The following is a 19,851-nucleotide window of genomic DNA, read 5'->3' on the forward strand; positions in this document are numbered from 1 at the left end:
CGAGTCCGAGACGATGTGCCACGCAACGGAATCGACAGGTCGGGGTGAGCCGGGCGGGGCATCAGTTTTCCCCGGGGGTGAGGTCGCGGGCCAGGCGGAAGCCGGAGAAGATCTGGCGGCGGATGGGGTGGTCCCAGTTGCGGAAGGTGCCGCGGGCGGCGACCTGGTCGGCGCCGAAGGAGCCGCCGCGCAGGATGCGGTAGTCGCCGCCGAAGAAGACCTCGGAGTACTCGCGGTAGGGGAAGGCGCGGAAGCCGGGGTAGGGGGTGAAGCCGGAGGAGGTCCATTCCCAGACGTCGCCGACCAGCTGGTGCACGCCCAGGGCCGAGGCGCCGGCGGGGTACGCGCCCGCGTCGGCCGGTTCCAGGTGGCGCTGGCCCAGATTCGCGGTGTGCTCGGTGGGATCGGTGTCACCCCAGGGGTATCGGCGCGAGCGGCCGGTTGCCGGGTCGAAGCGCGCGGCCTTCTCCCATTCGGCCTCGGTGGGCAGGCGCTTGCCCGCCCAGGTCGCGAATGCCTCGGCCTCGAAATAGCAGACGTGCAGCACCGGCTGGTGCGGGCGCAGCGGGCGCATCTCCCCGAAAACCCTTCGCCACCACTGCCCGCCGCCGTCGCGCTGCCAGAACTGCGGGGACGCCAGCCCGGCCTCGACGCGATGCGCCCAGCCCGCCTCGGACCAGAGTTCGTGGCGGTCGTAGCCGCCGTCCGCCATGAACTCGAGATACCGCGCGTTGGTGACCGGTGCGATGTCGATGGCGTAGCCGGGCACGTGCACCGGGTGGGCGGGGCGCTCGTTGTCCAGCGCCCAGGGGTCGTCATCGGTGCCCATGGTGAATTCCCCGGCCGGGACCACGATCTCACCGTGCAGCGGCGCGCTCACCGCCGGCGGCGCGGGCGCGGTCAGCACCGCCTCCCCCGCCCGCAGCTGATGGGTGGCCAGCATGGTCTCGTCGTGCTGCTGCTCGTGCTGGGCGATCATCCCGAAGGCGAAGCCGCCCGAGACGAGGGCGTCACCGCGTAACGGACTGCGCTCGAGCACATCCCACACCTTGTCCCGCACGGTGCCCACGTAGTCCCTGGCCTCGCGCGGGTTCAGCAGCGGCAGCGCTGGCCGGTTGGCGCGGGCGTGCTTGAACGCGTCGTACAGCTCGTCGATGTCGGCCCGAACCGGTTCGCGCCCACCGACATCACGCACCAGCCACAGCTCTTCCTGGTTCCCGATATGCGCCAGATCCCACACCAGCGGGCTCATGATCCGCGAGTGCTGCGCCACCAGCTCCGCCTCGTCCACGCACTCGACCAGCCCCACCGTCCGGGCTCGCGCCCGCTCGAGGGTCTCGGCGATCCGCCCCCGCAGCCGCTCGGTCTCCGACCGATCCGTGCCGGGCAAGTGAATACTCATGAGAGAACTCCGAATTCGACGACTGTGCGCGGCGGCCGGTGCGCCGCCGCGGGATTCCGGGGGCGCGACGTCACCGCCGGCGCATCGCATCGCGCGGCGGCGACGGGTTCGGTCCCGCCCGAACGAACGCCGTGGTCCGCGCACGAACCGAGCTCGGGCCGATGCGGCCCACCGGCGGGCTGCGCTGCTCGAATAGCAGTGCGTCCCTGGCGAACTCCGGCGGCGCATCGTGCCCGTCGCACCACCTTCCGCGGCTGCGGACGGTGGATCGGAAGCCGGTCCGGCACCGCGGCGGGACCGGTCGCCGGCGCATGACGCCGCTCGACGGCACGGGCGTCGGGCCGGGGCCGGCTCATCGTCCGGCCTCGGGTCCGTGCCCTTCCGTGGGGCCGATACCTCGGGCGCAGCGGGCGGCCGCCGCGGCCAATTCCGTTGCGGCCGTGGGGGTGGGGGCGTGCGCGGCGGCCAGTTCCAGCAGGGCCGTTGCGGTGGTGCGGATTTCGGGGTCGGCGAGGCCGTGGCGGGCGGCCTCGGACCACAGGTCGGCGGTGGGGGCGACGAGGGTGGTGGCTTCCCGGACGACCTCTGGGGTGGAGAGCAGCGCGTCGAAGACGTGGACCGGGGTGGTCCAGGTGTCGCCGGGCTGGGCGTCGAGATAGCGGACCTCCAGGTGGCCCGAGGCCCGGACCAGGGGGAACAGGGTGGTCAGGTGGTAGTCGAGGTCGGAGCGGTCGGGACGGCGGCCGATCTCCTCGTCGAGAGCGCCGCACAGCCAGTCGGCGAAGGTCGCGCCGGGCGGGGCCGACCAGTCCGCCACGGCGGGGCCGGTCGAGGGGACGACGGCGCCGCGTCCGGCGGAATCCGGCCCGTTCACACCGTTCGTGCCGTTCGAAGCTCCCCTGCCACCCGGATGCGAGCCGTTCGACGCCGACGCGGCGCCCGGGCGCGAGCCGTTCGAGCGCGACGCGTTCCGGGCGGCCGAATCCGCGTGTCCGTTCCCCACGGCGGCGGCCGGGTGGTTCGAGGCGGGGGCCGGGCGTACGCACAGCAGCGGTACGTCCAGGGCCCAGCGGGCGTAGCCGGTGATGGGGTCCGGCCAGTGGTGGACGGGCGGGCGCGTGCGCTGATTGTCCAGGCGGAGCCAGGCGCGCATGCGCTGGGAGGCCCACTCCCCCGGTGGCGCACCGTGCAGGGCCGGGGAGCAGGCGAAGGCCGCGAGCAGGGCGGGGCCCATGGCGTACAGGGCGGTCCAGCGGGCGGAGATGTCGGCCGGATCGGTACCGGCGTCCACACTGACCTGGGCGGCGGCGGTGTTGCACATCATCAGCGCGCCGAACGGGCCGATGCCCGCGAAACTCTTCTCCATGGCGCAGTAGCGGGGCAGCTGGAGCAGCCGCTCGGGCGGGCGATGGGCGTCGGCCGAGAGGGCGAAGGGGTGGATGTCCCGGGTCGACAGCAGGTCCCGGAGGTGGGCCGCATCGGCCCGCAAGCGCTCACACAGTTCGGCCGCGGCGCCGAACGGGGCACTGGAGAGTTCTATCTGACCGCCGGGTTCGATGGTGACCCGGCTCCCGCCCGGCAGCGGAAGGGCCGGTGACGCGGGGGAAATCGACTGTGGCGCATAGGGCCCGAGTGCGTCGGCGAGCACGGTCAACTCCGGACGCGGGGCGGACGGCGAACGCTCCCCGATCGCGGTGAGCCACTCGAGTTCGGCGCCGATCAGCGCGGGTGGGCCCTGCTTGAAACAGACCTTGCCGACGTAAGCCTCGGCCGCGGCTCTGGAGGAGAACTCGCTCCCGGGGGCCCGCGCCACCCGGCCGGTGTGCTCGGCGCCCGCCGGGGCCGGTGGCCCGGCAACTCGTGGCAAACCGGCAGGAGACGTCGTGATCGCCATACCAACCTCCACTCACCCGAACCGCCGCCGACCGGACGCACGGCGACCCCAACCAGAATAGCGACCCATTCCGACAAGAAATCTGACGAAATGGAGAACACACCAACCGATATGGTCGATTACATGGTGAACATCTCCCGCTTGCGGGCCGATACCCCGGGTTGCGAAGGCCAGGTTTTCCTCGACAGCGCCGGCTCCTCGCTGCCGCCGCGGATCGTGGTGGACACCGCGATCGACCATCTGCGGCGCGAGGCCGAGATCGGCGGCTACCGCGCGGCCAACGAGCGGCTCGACGATCTGGCGGCGGTCAAGACGGCCATCGGGACCCTGATCAACGCCGATCCCGGCAGCATCGCGCTCAGCGACAGCGCCAGCCGATCCTGGACCGACTTCTTCTACTCGGTACCGCTGCGGGCGGGCGACCGCATTCTCATCTCGGGCGCGGACTACGCCAGCAACGCCATCGCGGCCCTGCAGCGCGCCCGGCGCAGCGGAGCGGTCGTGGAGGCCGTGCCCAGCGACAGCAGCGGGCAGCTCGATCTCGACGCCCTGACGGCGATGATCGACGAGCGCGTGAAACTGGTGTCCCTGGTTCATGTTCCGACCAACGGCGGACTGGTAAACCCGGTCGCCGAAGCCGCCCGCATCGCCCGCCGGGCCGGTGCGCTGGTTCTGCTCGACGCCTGCCAATCCGCCGGACAGCTCCCCCTGGACGTCGCCGAACTCGGCGTCGACGCCCTCTCTGCCACCGGCCGCAAATGGCTACGCGGCCCGCGCGGCACCGGCTTCCTCTACGTGCGCCCCGGCCTGGCCGCGACCATGGAACCCGAGCGCCTGGATCTGCACAGCGCCGCCTGGACCGCACCGGGCGACTACACCCTCGCCGCCGGCGCCGCCCGCTTCGAGTTCTGGGAATGCGATGTCGCGGCCCGCCTCGGCCTGGGCGCGGCGGTGCGCTATCTGCTCGAGAACGGCCCCGCCGAGGTGTACGCGGCCATCGCCGAACGCGCCGCCTACCTGCGCAAAACCCTGGCCGAAATCCCCCGGGTCACCGTCCGCGATCGCGGCACCCAGCACGCGGGCATCGTCTCGTTCACCGTCGACGGCCTCGATCCGGTGGCCATCCGCGACCGCCTCGCCACCGAATCCATCACGGTGACCGTCAGCCACCGCTCCTCGACCCTGCTCGACATGACCGACCGCGCGCTACCCGCCGTGGTCCGAGCTTCTCCGCACGCTTTCGTCAGCTTCGAGGATCTCGACCGCTTCCGCCACGCGGTGGCCGCCCTGCCCTGACGCACCGCACGGGGCCGGCGGCGCACGGTGCGGCGGAAAACTTCAAACGGTCGACAGGGCGGTGCGGGGGCCGGGATAGTTGACATGTTGGCCAGCGTTTGAGGAGTCGATCGTGAGCCGCTTCACCGACGAAATGTATGCAACCGCTCGCACATCCGGGCACGGGTTGGTGACCGGGGAGCCGGACGCGCCGCTGCGGCAGAGCTGGGGAGAAATACACCGGATCGCCAGAGTTATGGCGGGTGGGCTCGCCGACGCGGGGATCGGGCACGGGGACGCGGTGGGGGTGCTGGCCGGGATGCCGGTGGACATCGCGCCGGCCTGTCAGGCCGTGTGGATGCGGGGCGCGTCGATCACCATGCTGCATCAGCCGACCCCGCGCACGGACCTGCAGGTCTGGGCCCGGGACACCGAAACCGTGCTGCGCATGATCGAGGCGCGGGCGGTCATCCTGGGCGCGCCCTTCGAGGCCGCCGCGCCCCTGCTCGCCGAGCGGGGCATCGCCGTCGTCACCATCGACACCCTGCGCGGCGGCCGGGATATCGACCCGCTGCCGACCGGCGAGGCCGATATCGCGCTGCAGCAGTTGACCTCCGGCTCCACCGGCTCGCCCAAGGCGGTGCGGATCACGCACGGCAACTTCTTCGTCAACGCCTACGCGATGTTCGATCGCGTGAAGTTCCAGCTCGACGACGACGTCATGATCAGCTGGCTGCCGCTGTTCCATGACATGGGCATGGTCGGATTCCTCAGCGTGCCGATGCAATTCGGCGCCGAAGTGGTGTGCGTGACCCCGATGGACTTCCTGCTGCGGCCCATTCTCTGGGCCGAGCTCATCTCGAAATACCGCGGCACCGTCACCGCCGCACCGAATTTCGCGTACTCCCTGCTCGCGCGCAGATTACGCAACGCCGAGGACAACGCCTTCGACCTGAGCAGCGTGCGCTACATGTGGAACGGCGCGGAGCCGGTGGACGCCGACACCATGGTCGCCCTGGCCACCGCCGGACAACGCTTCGGGCTCAACCCCATGGCGCTCACCCCGGTCTACGGCATGGCCGAAACCACGCTCGCGGTGTCGATTCCGGATCCGGGCCTGGGCCAGGTGCTCGACATCGTCGACGCCGACCTGCTCGAGGCCATAGGCAAGGCGGTGCCGGTCCGCCATCCCGAACACCACTACGGCAATCTGCGCCGCCTGCCCACCCTGGGCTACCTGGTCGACAATCTCGAGGGCCGGGTGGTCGACGCCGACCGGCAGCCGCTCCCGGTGCGCAGCGTCGGCGTCATCGAATTGCGCGGCCCCGCCGTGACTTCCGGCTACGTCACCGTCGACGGCTTCACCCCGGCGCTCGACGCGCAGGGCTGGCTCGACACCGGGGACATCGGGTATTTCACCGACGACGGCCTGGTCGTGGTGTGCGGGCGCATCAAGGACGTCATCATCATGGGCGGGCGCAACATCTTCCCGACCGATATCGAACGGGCGGCCTTGCGCGTCAAGGGCGTTCGCCCCGGCAACGCGGTCGCGGTGCGCCTGGACGCGGGCCAGAAACGCGAGAGTTTCGCGGTCGTCGCCGAGAGCAACGACCATCAGAATCCGGACGAGGTCAAGCGCATCGAACACGACATCGTGCACGCGGTGTTCTCCGAGGTGGGCGTGCGCCCGCGCAGCGTCACCATTCTCGGGCCCGGCGCGCTGCCCAAGACCTCCTCGGGCAAGCTGCGCCGCTCGGCCACCATCCAGCAGCTGGGCTGAACGGGCCCCGGACGCGAACGTGCCCCCGTCCGAAAATCGAACGGGGGCACGCTGTCTCGTCTGCCGTTGCGGCTCAGTGCAGCCGATTCTGGGCGTCGACCAGACCGACCCGCAGCAGTGTCTCCACGGCGTCCGCGGCCTGTTCCACGATCACCGGAACCTCCTTGCGCTCCGCGGCGGAAAAGGGTTTCAGCACGAAGTCCGCCGGATCCTGGCGGCCCGGGGGCCGTCCGATTCCGAAACGAACCCGCAGATAGTCCTTGGTGGTCAGAGCCTGCGACATCGAGCGCAGTCCGTTGTGACCACCTTCGCCGCCACCCTGCTTGAGCCGGATCACGCCGAACGGCAGATCCAGTTCGTCATGGACGGCGATGACCTCGGTGGCGGGCACCGAGAAGAATTTGGCCAGCGCGGCCACGGGCCGCCCGGACAGATTCATATAGCTGCGCGGTTTGGCGATCAATACCTTGCGCCCGTCGAGACGAGCTTCCAGTAGATCCGCACCGGACTTCTTGTGCACGGTGAAACGGCCGCCCACGCGCTCCGCGAGCACATCGGCGACCAGGAAACCGACATTGTGCCGGGTGCGCTCGTATTCGGTTCCGGGATTACCCAGTCCGACCACGAGCGCGGGCCCGGCGTGTGCCTCGGTCATCGAAAACCGTTGCGAGGGGCCGAATTACTCGGCGGCTTCCTCGGCGGCGGCGGCTTCCTCGGCGGCAGCGGCGGCCTCTTCGGTCTCCTGCGCGGAGGCCGGGGCGGCGATGACGTTGACGATCAGGGCCTCCGGGTCACCGGCGAGGGTGACGCCCTCGGGCAGCTCGATGGCGCCGGCCAGGATCTGGGTGCCGGGCTCGGCGCCCTCGATCGAGACCTCGATGGACTCGGGCAGCTTCAGGGCGTCGGCCTCGATGGACAGCACGGTGGCGTCCTGGGTGACCAGGGTGCCGGAGGCGGCCTCGCCGACGACGGCGACGTGCACATCGGCGGTGACGCGCTCGCCACGACGGATGATCAGCAGGTCGGCGTGCTCGATGTACCGACGGATCGGGTGCACGACAACGGACTTGGTCATCGCCAGCTGCTTCTTGCCGCCGATGTTCAGGTTCAGGATCGCGTTGGTGCCGTGCTCACGCAGGATGGCGGAGAACTCACGGGCGTTGATCGAGAGGTGCTGCGGCTCCTCGTTGTGGCCGTACAGCACGGCGGGAACGTTGCCGTCGCGGCGGGTACGACGCGCGGCACCCTTACCGAACTCGGTGCGTACGGTGGTTTCGAGAAGGTTGGCGTCGGACATGACTGTCTACTCCTACGGGCTCGTCCGGGCTGATGTCAGCGTGCTGGCCAGGGGATCTTGCCGCCCTGGCGCGAATTTTGGTCTGCTCGTCGGGCGAAGACCAACATGGACGGCCGAATAAGCCGAGCCGCGTCGATCACGGTGGACATTTGGGGGTGTCGCACCCTCGCCGAGACAACCCGAAGACTCTAACACGCGCTCGGAACCGCTTTACACCGCCCCTACCTCGAGCTATGCCGCCGCGGCGCGTTCGGCGAAGGTCGCCGCGTAGCAGTCCACATAGGGCCGGCCCGAGCGGCGCACCAGATCCGCCATGAGCTCGTCGGTCGCGCGGCGCACCCCGTGCCGATCGGCCGGAACGAAGTAGCGGGGACGCCCGATGGCGATCCGCACCTTCGCCGGCCGCAGGAACCGCCGGTTGCGCGGATTCACCCTATCGGTGCCCGAGAGCACGACCGGAACGACCGGCGCTCCGGTCCGCATGGCCACGCGGATCACGCCGGTGCGGCCGCGGTAGATGCGGCCGTCCGGGGAGCGGGTGCCCTCGGGGTGGATGCCCCAGATGCCGCCGGATTCCAGAATCCCGACCGCGGCGGCCAGCGAATCCCCGCCCGCCGCGCCGCCGGAGCGGTCGACCGGCACCTGCCCGGTGGCGTTCATGACCCACCTGTTCACCCGGCCGCGCCAGCCGCCGGTGGTGAAGTACTCCTGTTTGGCGATGAAGGTGATGCGCCGGGGCAGGATCAGCGCCAGGTACAGCGAATCGACCACGGCCAGGTGATTGGCCGCGATGATCACCGGACCCTCGGCCGGAATATTGTGCAGCCCTTCGACTTTCGGCCGGCCCATGATCCGGAGCACCGGACCCACCAGCACGTTTTTCAACAACCAGTACCACATATATACGCCTCCCCGAAATCGTTCGTAGACACTGTCTACACTGTCTACACGAGGGTGTAGACAGTGTCTACCGCGAAACGCGCCGGGTGGCCGACAGCGGCGAAACACCCGTATAGGCCCCTGCGCGAACGTGTTCGGCGACACGGGAGGATGAGGGCATGACTGTGGTCGAGCCGCTGCGGGAACGACTCGTGACAGCCGGGGTCGCGATGCTGGAGGAAACCGGCGCCGCGCAACTGGGATTGCGCGCGATCGCCCGCGAAGCCGGGGTGTCCCATGGCGCGCCCCGGCGCTACTTCCCGACCCACAACGCGCTGCTGGCGGCTATCGCGTCGCGCGGATACATCGAACTGGGCACGAGACTCGCTGCGGTACAGGGCGAATCGGCCCGGGCGCGCGTCGCCGACTCCGGCCTGGAATATGTGGGTTTCGCCGCGCGGCGTCCGGAGATGTTCGCGCTCATGTTCCGGCACGACCTCCTCGAGGGCGCGGGCGGCAACCTCCGGGCCACCGTGACCCTCCCGATGTTCCACCGCTGGCGCGACCTGGTCGGCGAATCCGCGCCCGGCCGCTCCCGGGCGCAGGTCAACGAACTCGCGCTGAGCCTGTGGACCCACTTCCACGGCATCGCCACCGTCGTCGCCACCCGCAGCCTCGAGGCGGTGGCGCCCGGCGCCGACCCGTCCGCGCTGGTCACGCAGGCCGTGACCAGGCATCTCGGCACCCCCTGAGCGCCGCTCACGAACCACTGCCCGCCACCGCGAATCGAGATGCCGGTCGCGCGACCGGTCGATATCGTGCGGGGTCGGGTGCGGCGGCCACGCGACCCCGTCCATCGACCGCGTGCGACCGGGGAACCGGCTGGTGGGGGTGGGGAGCGTGTCGCGTACCCTGGTTCGGTTGCCGTCTGCGAAGGAGTTTCCCGTGAGTTCCCCGACTGCCAGCGCGACCACCCCCAATTCGGGGCGAGTGGCCGACGAGGTGGCCCGGCGGCGCACCTTCGCGGTGATCTCCCATCCGGACGCGGGTAAGTCCACGCTGACCGAGGCGCTGGCGCTGCACGCGAAGGTCATCTCCGAGGCGGGCGCCATCCACGGCAAGGCGGGGCGCAAGTCCACCGTGTCGGACTGGATGGAAATGGAGAAGGCGCGCGGCATCTCCGTCAGCTCCACCGCGCTGCAGTTCGAATACGGCGACTGCGTCATCAACCTGGTCGACACCCCCGGTCACTCCGACTTCTCCGAGGACACCTACCGGGTGCTCACCGCGGTCGACGCCGCGGTCATGCTCATCGACGCCGCCAAGGGCCTGGAACCGCAGACGCTCAAGCTCTTTCAGGTCGCCCGCGACCGCGGAATCCCGGTCATCACCGTCATCAACAAGTGGGACCGGCCGGGCCAGGCGCCCCTGGAACTGCTCGACGAGATCACCGATCGCATCGGCCTGACCCCCACCCCGCTGTTCCTGCCGGTCGGCATCGCCGGCGATTTCCGCGGGCTGCTGCGGCGCGGGGCCGAGGGCGCGCCGACCGAATACATCCACTTCACCCGCACCGCGGGCGGCGCGACCATCGCGCCCGAGGAGCGCTACACCCCCGAGCAGGCCGCCGAACGCGAGGGCGACGTGTGGGAGACCGCGGTCGAGGAGAGCGAACTGCTCTCGGCCGCCGGGCAGGACCACGATCAGGAACTGTTCCTGGCCGGGCACACCTCACCGGTCATCTACGGCTCGGCCATGCTGAATTTCGGTGTGCGCCAGATCCTCGAGACGCTCATCGAGCTCGCTCCCGCGCCCGCCGCGCGCGTCGACGTCAAGGGCGAACCGCGCAACATCACCGACCCGTTCAGCGCCGTCATCTTCAAGGTGCAGGCCGGCATGGACACCGCGCACCGCGACCGGCTCGCGTTCATGCGCATCGTGTCCGGCGAGTTCGAGCGCGGCATGGTCGTGACGCACGCGCAGACCGGGCGGCCCTTCGCCACCAAGTACGCGCTCACCGTCTTCGGCCGCGAGCGCACGACCGTCGACACCGCGTACCCGGGCGACGTGGTCGGCCTGGTCAACGCCACCGCCCTGGCGCCCGGGCACACGCTGTTCGTGGACAAGAAGGTGGAGTTCCCGCCGATCCCGTCCTTCGCGCCCGAGCATTTCGCGACCCTGCGCGCCCAGAGCGCGGGCAAGTACAAGCAGTTCCGCAAGGCCATCGACCAGCTCGACTCCGAGGGCGTGGTGCAGGTGCTGCGCAACGACATGCGCGGCGACGCCTCGCCCGTGCTCGCGGCGGTCGGACCCATGCAGTTCGAGGTCGTGACGGCCCGCATGAAGAGCGAGTTCAACGTCGAGACCCAGCTCGACGGCCTCCCCTACGGCCTGGCGCGGCGCACCGACGCCGAGTCGGCCGCCGAGCTCGATCGCCAGCGCGGGGTCGAGGTCTTCACCCGCACCGACGGTGCGATCCTGGCGCTGTTCAGCGACAAGTGGCGGTTGCAGTACATCCTCAAGGAGTTCCCGAAGCTCACCCTCGAGCACCTGGTCGCCGGCACCGACTGAGCCGGGGCGCACACCCCGCGAATCAGCCCATCGTGCCGGTGGATTCGGGGTCGGTGCGGGGCGCGTCGGCGGGGTCGCGGGCGATCAGGCCCCAGCGGCTCGAGGTCAGGCGCAGGCTCGGGAGGTCCGAGAGGGACAGGACCACCTCGTAGGTGCGCTCGTAGCCGGTGTGGGCGATCCGCCATTTGCCGTCATCGCACTTGACGTACTGGTCGGTGTAGAAGGCCGCCCCGCGCAGCAGCATGTTGTGGCCGGGGATCAGGACCGTGTCGGCGAGGTACCAGGTGCCCGTGGCCTTGTCGCCGGCGATATCGATTTCCGGGTGGTCGCAGCGGTGTTCGGTGATCACGTGCGGGCCCAGGGTGTTGCGCATGAAAGCCAGGAACGCGTCGCGCGATTCGAATTGGAGGTACTCGCTGTAGGTCGCGGTCGCCTCCGGAATCATGGTGTCGGCGAACTCCTCCCACGATTTCGTGTCCAGGGCACGCAGATACCGGAACTTCAGCCGGCTGATCGCGGCAACCGCATCGGAATCCATGCCTCCCACAATCCCATCAGGGATGTGCGATACCGCCCCATTTAGCGCAGATTTGTACCGTATTGCTATAAGCCGCGCACGCTCGCGCCCCGGATCGCGCCGGGGCGCGAGCGCCCTCAGCTGTTGATGGTGAAGCAGGTGGTGCAGAAATCCTCGCCGAACTCGGTGAGGCGCAAGCTCTTTCGCACGATCTTGGGAACTCGGCCGGCCTTCTTGAGCGCGGACTCCACCACCGGCTGCACCTCGAGCACCATGTAGCGCGAGAGCAACACCGGATCGTCGGAGGTCGCGGTGAGCCCGAGCCGGCTGAGGTTGATCAAATAGTGCCGGGCGCGATCGGGGTAACGCACGCCCGCCTGCTCCGGCACCGAGGTCAGATCGCCCTGCACCAGCTCCGAGCCGATGCCCAGCGGCCGGTTGGTGCGGACGTCCACCGAGGGCTGCGGGCCGTTCAGGGCCATGAAACGCAGGATGCGCGCTTCGTCCGGGGCGAGCTGATCCAGGATCCGGTCGTAGGCCGGGTGCACGTCCTCGGTGAAGTACACGTCGGCCGAGCGCGCGAGCAGCGCGTCGCCGCGCCGGCGCAGGTCCGCGCCCGATGCCGAGCGGACCAGGCCGTTGCTCCCGTTCAGGGTGGGCTGAGGATGGCTCGGCCCGCCGACCGGGGTCGGCACGTAGCTGACGATCTCGCGGACCGAACCCTCGGTGACCCCGAGCGCGCTTCTGGCGATCGAACGCAGCGCCGCCCCCGTGCGCTCGGCGATATCGGCCGACGAATCGCCGTCCAGCGCCGCCTGAGTCAATTGCTTGGTGATCTCGACACTGGTGCCGACCGCCCACTCGGTCCCGCGCACGGCGGTGCCGACCGCGAGCCCGGCGGCCCGGAAGGCCCCTCGGATGAGGCGCGCCTCATTGCTGATCTGCCGCTGCTCCACATCCGAGCTGCGTTCCACGGCGCGCGAACCCGGGCGGACCACGTCCTGGCCGGTCCTATCGTCTGCCACGTCCATCTCCGAATATCGCCAGGTGAACTAACCGTCCACAGATTATTGCCGCCGCCCGACCCCCGAGCACCTCGAACCGGACAATCTTGACCCGGACAAGCCACCCGAAGGCTACCCGGTGCGAGGACGGCTACACGCGCTGAGCATGACCCCTGACACCCCCGTACCGCAGAGGATATGGATGTGGCTCCCGCCATTGTTGTGCCCACGCCGAAGTACAGGGACATCGGGACAGCCCAGTGTGACCGAGATCTCCGACTCAGACAGCGCCACGCTGGACTCGCTTCCTGAATTCACAGTAAGGTCCGAGGCGCCGAGGGGTGCGTACGCCGGCGGCGGTTCCGGGTGCGGGTCGGCAGGAGGGTGAACTTGTTAGAGAGTGTCTTCGGAGTGCACCCGACAATATTGTTGGAACTGCTCACGATTCCGTTGTTCACAGGGGTCATCGGGTACATCACCAACTGGACCGGCGTGCTCATGCTGTTCAAGCCGATCCGGTTTCACGGGTTCCGGCTGCCGGGGTTGGCGGCGCTGTTTCCCTACCTGCCCAAGCGGATTCAGGTGCTGCCGTTGCTGCAGTACGACGGGCGGATGGGTTGGCAGGGGATCGTCCCGTCCCGCGCGGACAAGATGGCGAGCATTGCCGTTGATAAAGGTTTGGCGAAACTCGGGAGTGTCGCGGATTTCTATCGCGAACTCGAACCCGACAAGCTTGCTGAACACTTGACTGAAATAGCGGAAACTCAGATTCGCGACATCGTAGAGGACATCCTGCGGCGCGAACATCCGCAACTCTGGTACAACCTCCCGAGCGGTATTCGGGACATGGTCCACAACCGAGTTCGCGAACAGTTGCCCGATATTCTGCGCGAACTCACCGACGAACTCGGCAACAACATCGATCAACTGCTGGACGTCAAGCAGATGGTCATTCGCTACTTCCAAGCGCGGCCGCAACTCCTCAACAGCCTTTTCCAGGTGCTGGGGGCCAAGGAACTGCGCTTCATGCAGAACTTCGGCTTCTACTTCGGCGCGCCCATGGGCCTGCTGCTGGTCGGCGTCCTGCACTGGACCGGCTGGTCGGCCCTGGTGGTGCTGCCGGTCGGCGGCATCGTCATCGGCTGGGTGGTCAACTGGGTCGGCATCAACATGATCTTCGCTCCCGCGTATCCGAAGTGGTGGTGCCCGTGGCGGCAGGGCCTGCTCATCAAGCGGCAGCCCGAGATCACCGAGGGCTACGCGGAGATGGTCGCCAGCCAGGTCATGACCGTCGCGAACATCGGCGACGAACTGCTCAACGGCCCGCGCTCGGACCGCACGATGCAGATGCTGCAGGACACCCTCAAACCGGCCGCGGACCGGGCGCTCGGCCCCGCGCGCGGTGCGGTCAAGTTCATGCTGGGCAGTCGCGAATACGACTCGCTGCAGGACAGCTTCACCTCCGAGGCGATGAACATCGCGCCCATCGCCTTCGCGGACCCGGCGTTCAATGTGCAGCAGGGCAAACAGGTCCAGGACTACATCGCCAAACAAATGTCGGCGCTGGCCCCGCCGGAGTTCGTCGACATGCTGCGATCGGCCATCAAACAAGATGAATGGCTCTTGTTTGTCCATGGCGGCGCGCTGGGGCTGCTCGCCGGTTACGCTCACCTCCTGATCTTCGGAACAGGAGTGGCTACCACATGGATATGACCGAATCCGACTCGGGCGACGCGGAACCCGCGGATACCTCCACCGAGCTGCTGGTGCGCCGGAACGCGCCGCTGCCGGTACCGGTGCCGGCGCGCGAGCCCGCTGCCGGACCGGTGCGCACCGCGACGGGCGTGGTGCGCGTGGCGGTTACCGCCGCGGTGGAGGCCGGTGCGTGGGGCCTGAGCACCGCGCTCGGGGTCACCTCGGTCGTGCTGCGCGGCAGCATCGCCGGTCAGCCGCCGCGCGACATCCTCTCCGAAGCCCATGCGCAGGTGAGACATTCGGTCAGACAGGCGCTCGGGGTGCCCGTGCCTCGAGCCGCCGAGATCACTCCCGAGATCGCCCCCGCCACCGTCCTGCGCGCCCGCGGCGCCGAATTGCTCAGACGCTCGGCCGATTTCCACGCCGAGGACGAGTCCCGCCACCACCCCGCCTACGCCCGGATCCTGGGCGAGCTGGCCCCCGACGAGGCCCGCATCATTCGATTCCTCTATCTCGACGGCCCGCAGCCGATCCTGGTGGTCCGCACCGGCCGCACCGGATCCGGCGGCGAATTCAATCTCCTGGGCGACGACGCCGCGCTGCGCTACCCCAACCGGGTGCAGGAGTACCTGACCAATCTCGACCGGCTCGGGCTGATCGACATCGCGCGCGAACCGCTCGGCAATCCCAATCGGTATCAGCTGCTCGAAGCGCTGCCCGAGGTCCGGAAAATGCTCAAGCGCGCCGGATTCGGCACCAAGGTGCTGTACCGGACGATCGAACTGACCTCGTTCGGCGCGGGCTTCGTGCGCACCTGCCTGCCGGTTCCGGCCCTGGATCGGACCGCGCTGGAACAGCACGGCTGACCAGCCTTCTCGAACGCAGCGAACGCCGCCCCCGGCAGGGCGGCGTTCGGCGTTGCGGGGTACCGACCGCGGCCGGGTGTCGGCCCCGGCCCGCCTCAGCTCTCGGCCAGTTCGGCCAATTCCATCCAGCGCTCTTCGGCCGCTTCCTTCTCGGCCTGCACCTGCTTCAGCTCGGTGCCGAGGCTGATCAGCTTGTCCGGGTCGGTGGCGGCGTCGGCGAGCGCGGTGTGCAGCTTGCCCTCGCGTTCGTCGAGCTTGGCGATGGACCGCTCCAGCTTGGAGAGCTCCTTGCGGGCGGCGCGGTAGGTCGCCGAATCCGTGCCGGACGCACCGGAACTCGCGGCGGCCGTGCCGGCGGAGACGCCCGACTTGGCGGCGGCCATCGCGGCGCGCTTCGTCAGATACTCGGTGATGCCGCCCGGCAGATTGGTGAGCTTGCCGTCGCCGAACAGCGCCCAGGTGGTGTCGCAGACGCGCTCGACCAGGTAGCGGTCGTGCGAGATGACGACCATGGTGCCGGGCCAGCCGTCGAGCAGATCCTCGAGCTGCTGCAGGGTGTCGATGTCCAGATCGTTGGTCGGCTCGTCCAGCAGCAGCACGTTGGGCTCGGCCATCAGGATGCGCGTCAGTTGCAGGCGGCGGCGTTCGCCACCGGACAGGTCACCGACCGGCGTGCGCTGCTTGGCGGGACTGAAGCCGAGCCGCTCGGCGAGCTGGCTGGCGGTGATCTCCTTGTCGCCGAGCATGGTTCGCATGGCGACGTCCTGAACCGCTTCCAGCGCGCGCATATCCAGCGGCAGGTCGTCGAGTTCCTGGCGCAGCCAGCCGATCTTGACCGTCTGGCCCTGAATGCGCTTGCCGTTCTTCAGCGGCTGCTCCCCCGCCAGCGCGCGCAGCAGCGTCGTCTTGCCGGAGCCGTTGACCCCGACCAGACCCACGCGCTCGCCCGGGGCGAGCCGCCAGGTCAAGTCCTGCACCAGTTCCCGGCCGTCGGGCGTGGCCAGGGTGGCGTCCTCGAGTTCGATCACCACGCGGCCCAGGCGCTTCCGCGCGAACGAGGCCAGCTCGACCTTGTCGCGCGGCGCGGGCACATTGGCGATCAGCGCCTCGGCGGCCTCGATGCGGTAGCGCGGCTTGGAGGTCCGGGCCGGGGCGCCGCGGCGCAGCCAGGCCAGTTCCTTGCGCGCCAGGTTCTGGCGGCGGGCCTCGCTGGCGTCGGCCTGGCGGGTGCGCTCGGCGCGGGCGAAGATCCAGTCGTTGTAGCCGCCCTCGTAGGTCTCGACCCTGCCGCCCTGCACCTCCCAGGTGCGGGTGGCCACGGTGTCCAGGAACCAGCGATCGTGGGTCACGACCACCAGCGCGCTGCGGCGGGCCACCAGGTGCTCGGCCAGCCACTGCACGCCCTCGACGTCGAGGTGGTTGGTGGGCTCGTCCAGCACCAGCAGATCCAGGTCGCGAACCAGTGCCGCGGCCAGGGCGGTGCGGCGTCGCTCGCCGCCGGAGAGGTTCGAGACCAGCGTGTCCATGCCCAGATCCGCGATGCCGATGCCTTCGACCACGGACCGGATGCGGGTGTTCGAGGCCCACTCGTGCTCGGCGACGCCGTCGGTCATCTGATCCTGGGCCAGACCCGCCAGCACCACCTCGCCGACGGTCGCGCCCTCGGGCAGCACCCCGCGCTGGGTGACCACGGCGATGCGGAGGCCGCCGACCCGGCTGACTCGTCCGCTGTCCGGCTCCTCGAGCCCGGTCAGCACCTCCAGCAGCGTCGTCTTGCCGCCGCCGTTGAGGCCCACCACCCCGATCCGTTCCCCGGCGTGCACCCCGAGCGAGACGTTGTCCAGCAGCGGGGTGATCCCGAAGCTCTTCGAGACCTGTTCCAGGTTGATGAGGTTGGACATGACACTCCTCCGCCTCCCCGCCACTTCTGCGCACGGGTGAGAGCCGTCGATTTTCCTGCATGCGTGCCGGCGGTCAAGCGCGTTGACCATTCTGGGGCGTACCCGGCGAGTTACCCCGACCTCACGAGATCGGTTGTCGCCGGATCACGGGGCCGCTTGCCTGCCCCAACCCTATCGGTTCGGCCTCGCGGGCTGTCCGGCAGTGAGGTTCAGCGCCCGGGTGCGTTCAGGGAGCCGCTGAGAATGCGGGCGCCGGGAACCGGGCCGTACGCGGTGCGCACGCTACGGCACACACCCGCGCCGGAGAGTTCGGCGGCAACCTCCACGGCGGCCTCCTCGTTCTCGCACAGGAAGGCGCAGGTGGGGCCGGACCCGGACACGATGCCGGCCAGCGCGCCCGCGGACACGCCCGCGCGCAGGGTCCGCCGGAGTTCGGGCTTCAGCGAGAGCGCCGCGGCCTGCAGGTCGTTGCCGAGGAGCGGGGCGAGCTGGCGCGGATCGCCCGAGGCCAGCGCCTGCAGCAGCGCCTGCGGGCTGTCCAGGCGGGGCGGATCACCGGCCGCGCGCAGGCGATCGAGCTCGTGGAAGACCGCCGGGGTGGAGAGCCCGCCCTTGGCCAGCGCCAGCACCCAGTGGAAGGTATTGCGGCACAGCACCGGTAGCAGTTCCTCACCGCGGCCGCGGCCCAGCGCGGTGCCGCCGTGCAGGGCGAAGGGCACGTCGCTGCCGAGTTCGGCTGCGATGTCGAATAATTCGGTGCGGACCAGGCCGAGCTCCCAGAGCTCGTTCAGCCCGAGCAGCGCGGCGGCGGCGTCGGCGCTGCCGCCGGCCATGCCGCCCGCGACCGGAATGCCTTTGGCGATGGCCATTTCCACCAGCGGCGCGCGTTCGCCCAGATCGGCCAGTCGCACGGCGGCCTTCCACACCAGGTTGCCCTGATCGGTGGGCACCTGGTCGGCGCCTTCGCCGCTCACCGTCACCGCGAGGGCGGGGGCCGGGGCGATCTCCAGATCGTCACTGAGCGAAAGAGCTTGGAAGACCGTGGTGAGGTCGTGGTATCCGTCGGGACGGAGGTCGCCCACCCCGAGGTGCAGATTCACCTTCGAGGGCGCGCGCACGACGACGGGACGGGGAACGACAGACAGCACACTCTCAGCCTAATCGGGGAAACCGGGTCCGGGTGCGCGCAGGGTGCGGAGTTCACCGAAGTTCACCGGGACGTCGGGGCTCCGACGAACTCCGCACCCGAATGTCGCTGCGCCGTCACAGGAGTGCGCCGCCGGTGGCGTCTATCCACTGCCCGGTCACCCAGCGCGCGTCGTGCGAGGCGAGAAAGCCGACGATATCGGCGATTTCGGCGGGCTGGGCCACCCGGTTGAGCGGCGAGCGCGCGGCGGTGGCGGCGTGGCCCTCGGGGGTTCGCAGCCAGCCGGCGTTCATATCGGTGTCGACCGCGCCGGGCGCGACGGCGTTGACGGTGATGCCGCGCGCGCCGAGTTGCTTGGCCAGCGTGCCGGTCAGCGCGTCGATGGCGGCCTTGGTCATGGTGTAGGCGATCAGTTCGGGCAGGTGTGCGCCCCTGGTCAGGCCGGTGGAAACGTTGACGATGCGCCCACGGTCCCGCAGCCGGTCCAGGCCGAGCTTGGTGACGAAGAACGGCGATTTGGTGTTGACGGCGAATACCCGGTCGAAGGATTGCTCGTCGGTGCCGCCGATGGGTTCGCGGATGCCGTCGGTGCCCGCGTTGTTGACCAGGATGTCGAGCCCGTCGGCGTGCGCGTCGAAGGCGGTCCACAGCGCGTGCGCGTCGCCGGGCACCCCGAGCGGGGTCGCGATGGCGAAGGCCGTGCCCCCGGCCGCCTCGATGGCCGCGACGGTGTCCTTGGCCGCGTCGGCGTTGCTGTTGTAGTGCACCGCCACGCGGGCGCCGTCGCGGCCGAGGCGCAACGCGATGGCCCGGCCGATGCCGCGTCCGCCGCCGGTGACCAGTGCCGTCTTGCCGGTGAGTGCGCTCATGTCGCCCCATCCCTTTCTCTATCGATCGTTACAGAAAGGGACCGTAGCACATTATTTAGTGAGCGCTATAGAATAGTTTCCATGGCACCGCCCACCCGGGGACGCCCCCGCTCCTTCGATCGAGATGCCGCCCTGGACAAGGCTTTACGCCTTTTCTGGCGGCAGGGGTACGAGGCCACCTCGATCAGCGACCTCACCGGCGAGCTCGGCATCGGCGCGCCGAGCCTGTACGCCGCGTTCGGCGACAAGAAACAACTCTTCGACGAGACGGTCACCGCGTACGGCGCGCGCTACGGCGGGTTCGCCGCGCGCGCCCTGGCCGAGGAGCCGACGGCCCGGGCCGCGGTCGCCCGGACCCTGCGCGAGGCCGCGATCGAATACACGATCCCGGGACAGCCGGGCGGATGCATGGTGATCAGCGCCGGGATCAACACGACCAACGCCGAGGTCGCCGCCCGGCTCGAGCGCATGCGCAACGCCAACGTCGACGCCTTCGAGCAGCGCATTCGCGCCGACATGGCGGCCGGGACACTCCCCGCGCAGACGAACGCGGCCGCGCTGGCACGCTATGTCGGCACGGTCATGCAGGGCATGTCCCAGTCCGCGCGCGACGGCGCGGACCGCGCGGAACTGCTGACCGTGGCCGAGTTGGCCCTGCGGGCCTGGGACGAGCCGGCCGCCGGGGGCTGAGACCGCGGCCTCGAGGCACTTGCGCCAGGTACCCATGGGGGGTATGTTTTCGGTGTCGGGGATA

The 19,851-nt window shown here is 69.6% G+C and carries 17 protein-coding genes; 7 read left to right on the forward strand and 10 right to left on the reverse strand.

Annotated features, from left to right (window positions below; genetic code table 11):
- Positions 1–61: 61 nt before the first annotated feature.
- Together egtB and ACFVBH_RS16405 are read right to left on the reverse strand one after the other, a co-directional pair.
- Positions 62–1,402, reverse strand: a complete 1,341-nt coding sequence (egtB, locus tag ACFVBH_RS16400; RefSeq protein ID WP_379002297.1) for an ergothioneine biosynthesis protein EgtB — start codon at positions 1,400–1,402, stop codon at positions 62–64.
- Between the two features lie 352 nt (positions 1,403–1,754).
- Positions 1,755–3,296, reverse strand: coding sequence for a glutamate-cysteine ligase family protein (locus ACFVBH_RS16405; RefSeq protein ID WP_379002298.1), 1,542 nt, complete (start codon positions 3,294–3,296; stop codon positions 1,755–1,757).
- A 123-nt stretch (positions 3,297–3,419) separates the two neighbouring features.
- On the opposite strand from ACFVBH_RS16405, the gene ACFVBH_RS16410 reads away from it, so the two are divergent.
- Both ACFVBH_RS16410 and ACFVBH_RS16415 read left to right on the forward strand, forming a co-directional pair.
- Positions 3,420–4,592: an aminotransferase class V-fold PLP-dependent enzyme gene (locus ACFVBH_RS16410; RefSeq protein ID WP_379002810.1), complete on the forward strand. Its 1,173-nt coding sequence runs from the start codon at positions 3,420–3,422 to the stop codon at positions 4,590–4,592.
- A 112-nt stretch (positions 4,593–4,704) separates the two neighbouring features.
- Entirely contained in the window at positions 4,705–6,351 is a 1,647-nt protein-coding gene (locus tag ACFVBH_RS16415) for a fatty acyl-AMP ligase (RefSeq protein WP_379002300.1), read from the forward strand.
- A 73-nt stretch (positions 6,352–6,424) separates the two neighbouring features.
- Here the strand turns inward: ACFVBH_RS16415 and pth are convergent, their stop codons facing one another.
- The 3 genes from pth to ACFVBH_RS16430 form a co-directional block, all read right to left on the reverse strand.
- A complete protein-coding gene (gene pth / locus ACFVBH_RS16420; RefSeq protein ID WP_354985184.1) occupies positions 6,425–7,006 on the reverse strand; it encodes an aminoacyl-tRNA hydrolase in 582 nt (193 codons plus the stop codon).
- 24 nt (positions 7,007–7,030) lie between these two features.
- The gene (locus ACFVBH_RS16425; RefSeq protein WP_379002302.1) at positions 7,031–7,648 is read right to left on the reverse strand and encodes a 50S ribosomal protein L25/general stress protein Ctc; all 618 of its coding nucleotides are present in this window, start codon (positions 7,646–7,648) and stop codon (positions 7,031–7,033) included.
- A 231-nt stretch (positions 7,649–7,879) separates the two neighbouring features.
- Positions 7,880–8,548 (reverse strand): lysophospholipid acyltransferase family protein, encoded by a 669-nt coding sequence (locus ACFVBH_RS16430; protein WP_379002303.1) that lies wholly within the window; start codon positions 8,546–8,548, stop codon positions 7,880–7,882.
- A 158-nt stretch (positions 8,549–8,706) separates the two neighbouring features.
- Between ACFVBH_RS16430 and ACFVBH_RS16435 the strand changes: the two genes are divergently transcribed.
- Both ACFVBH_RS16435 and ACFVBH_RS16440 read left to right on the forward strand, forming a co-directional pair.
- The gene (locus ACFVBH_RS16435) at positions 8,707–9,279 is read left to right on the forward strand and encodes a TetR/AcrR family transcriptional regulator (RefSeq protein WP_379002304.1); all 573 of its coding nucleotides are present in this window, start codon (positions 8,707–8,709) and stop codon (positions 9,277–9,279) included.
- A 193-nt stretch (positions 9,280–9,472) separates the two neighbouring features.
- On the forward strand, positions 9,473–11,098 hold the full coding sequence (locus ACFVBH_RS16440) for a peptide chain release factor 3 (RefSeq protein WP_379002305.1): 1,626 nt from the start codon (positions 9,473–9,475) through the stop codon (positions 11,096–11,098).
- A 22-nt stretch (positions 11,099–11,120) separates the two neighbouring features.
- Here ACFVBH_RS16440 and ACFVBH_RS16445 read toward each other — a convergent pair whose 3' ends face one another.
- Positions 11,121–11,636 (reverse strand): nuclear transport factor 2 family protein, encoded by a 516-nt coding sequence (locus tag ACFVBH_RS16445; protein ID WP_354985188.1) that lies wholly within the window; start codon positions 11,634–11,636, stop codon positions 11,121–11,123.
- A gap of 116 nt (positions 11,637–11,752) precedes the next feature.
- The gene (locus ACFVBH_RS16450; RefSeq protein WP_354985189.1) at positions 11,753–12,646 is read right to left on the reverse strand and encodes an Abi-alpha family protein; all 894 of its coding nucleotides are present in this window, start codon (positions 12,644–12,646) and stop codon (positions 11,753–11,755) included.
- A gap of 384 nt (positions 12,647–13,030) precedes the next feature.
- On the opposite strand from ACFVBH_RS16450, the gene ACFVBH_RS16455 reads away from it, so the two are divergent.
- Both ACFVBH_RS16455 and ACFVBH_RS16460 read left to right on the forward strand, forming a co-directional pair.
- Complete coding sequence (locus ACFVBH_RS16455; RefSeq protein WP_354985190.1) at positions 13,031–14,332, forward strand: hypothetical protein; 1,302 nt, start codon at positions 13,031–13,033, stop codon at positions 14,330–14,332.
- Positions 14,329–15,180, forward strand: coding sequence for an Abi-alpha family protein (locus ACFVBH_RS16460; RefSeq protein ID WP_354985191.1), 852 nt, complete (start codon positions 14,329–14,331; stop codon positions 15,178–15,180). Before ACFVBH_RS16455 ends, ACFVBH_RS16460 begins: the two co-directional genes overlap by 4 nt.
- Before the next feature lie 95 nt (positions 15,181–15,275).
- Here the strand turns inward: ACFVBH_RS16460 and ACFVBH_RS16465 are convergent, their stop codons facing one another.
- The 3 genes from ACFVBH_RS16465 to ACFVBH_RS16475 all read right to left on the reverse strand — a co-directional run bounded on the left by ACFVBH_RS16465 (position 15,276) and on the right by ACFVBH_RS16475 (position 19,097).
- The gene (locus ACFVBH_RS16465) at positions 15,276–17,081 is read right to left on the reverse strand and encodes an ABC-F family ATP-binding cassette domain-containing protein (protein WP_354985192.1); all 1,806 of its coding nucleotides are present in this window, start codon (positions 17,079–17,081) and stop codon (positions 15,276–15,278) included.
- A gap of 209 nt (positions 17,082–17,290) precedes the next feature.
- Entirely contained in the window at positions 17,291–18,229 is a 939-nt protein-coding gene (locus ACFVBH_RS16470) for a 4-(cytidine 5'-diphospho)-2-C-methyl-D-erythritol kinase (protein ID WP_379002306.1), read from the reverse strand.
- A 115-nt stretch (positions 18,230–18,344) separates the two neighbouring features.
- Positions 18,345–19,097, reverse strand: coding sequence for an SDR family oxidoreductase (locus ACFVBH_RS16475; protein WP_379002307.1), 753 nt, complete (start codon positions 19,095–19,097; stop codon positions 18,345–18,347).
- Positions 19,098–19,178: 81 nt separating this feature from the next.
- Here ACFVBH_RS16475 and ACFVBH_RS16480 point away from each other — a divergent pair, with 81 nt between their 5' ends.
- On the forward strand, positions 19,179–19,787 hold the full coding sequence (locus ACFVBH_RS16480) for a TetR/AcrR family transcriptional regulator (RefSeq protein ID WP_379002308.1): 609 nt from the start codon (positions 19,179–19,181) through the stop codon (positions 19,785–19,787).
- Positions 19,788–19,851 lie beyond the last annotated feature (64 nt).

Origin of the sequence: Nocardia sp. NPDC057668 (assembly GCF_042799795.1) — a bacterium.
Classification (GTDB): domain Bacteria; phylum Actinomycetota; class Actinomycetes; order Mycobacteriales; family Mycobacteriaceae; genus Nocardia.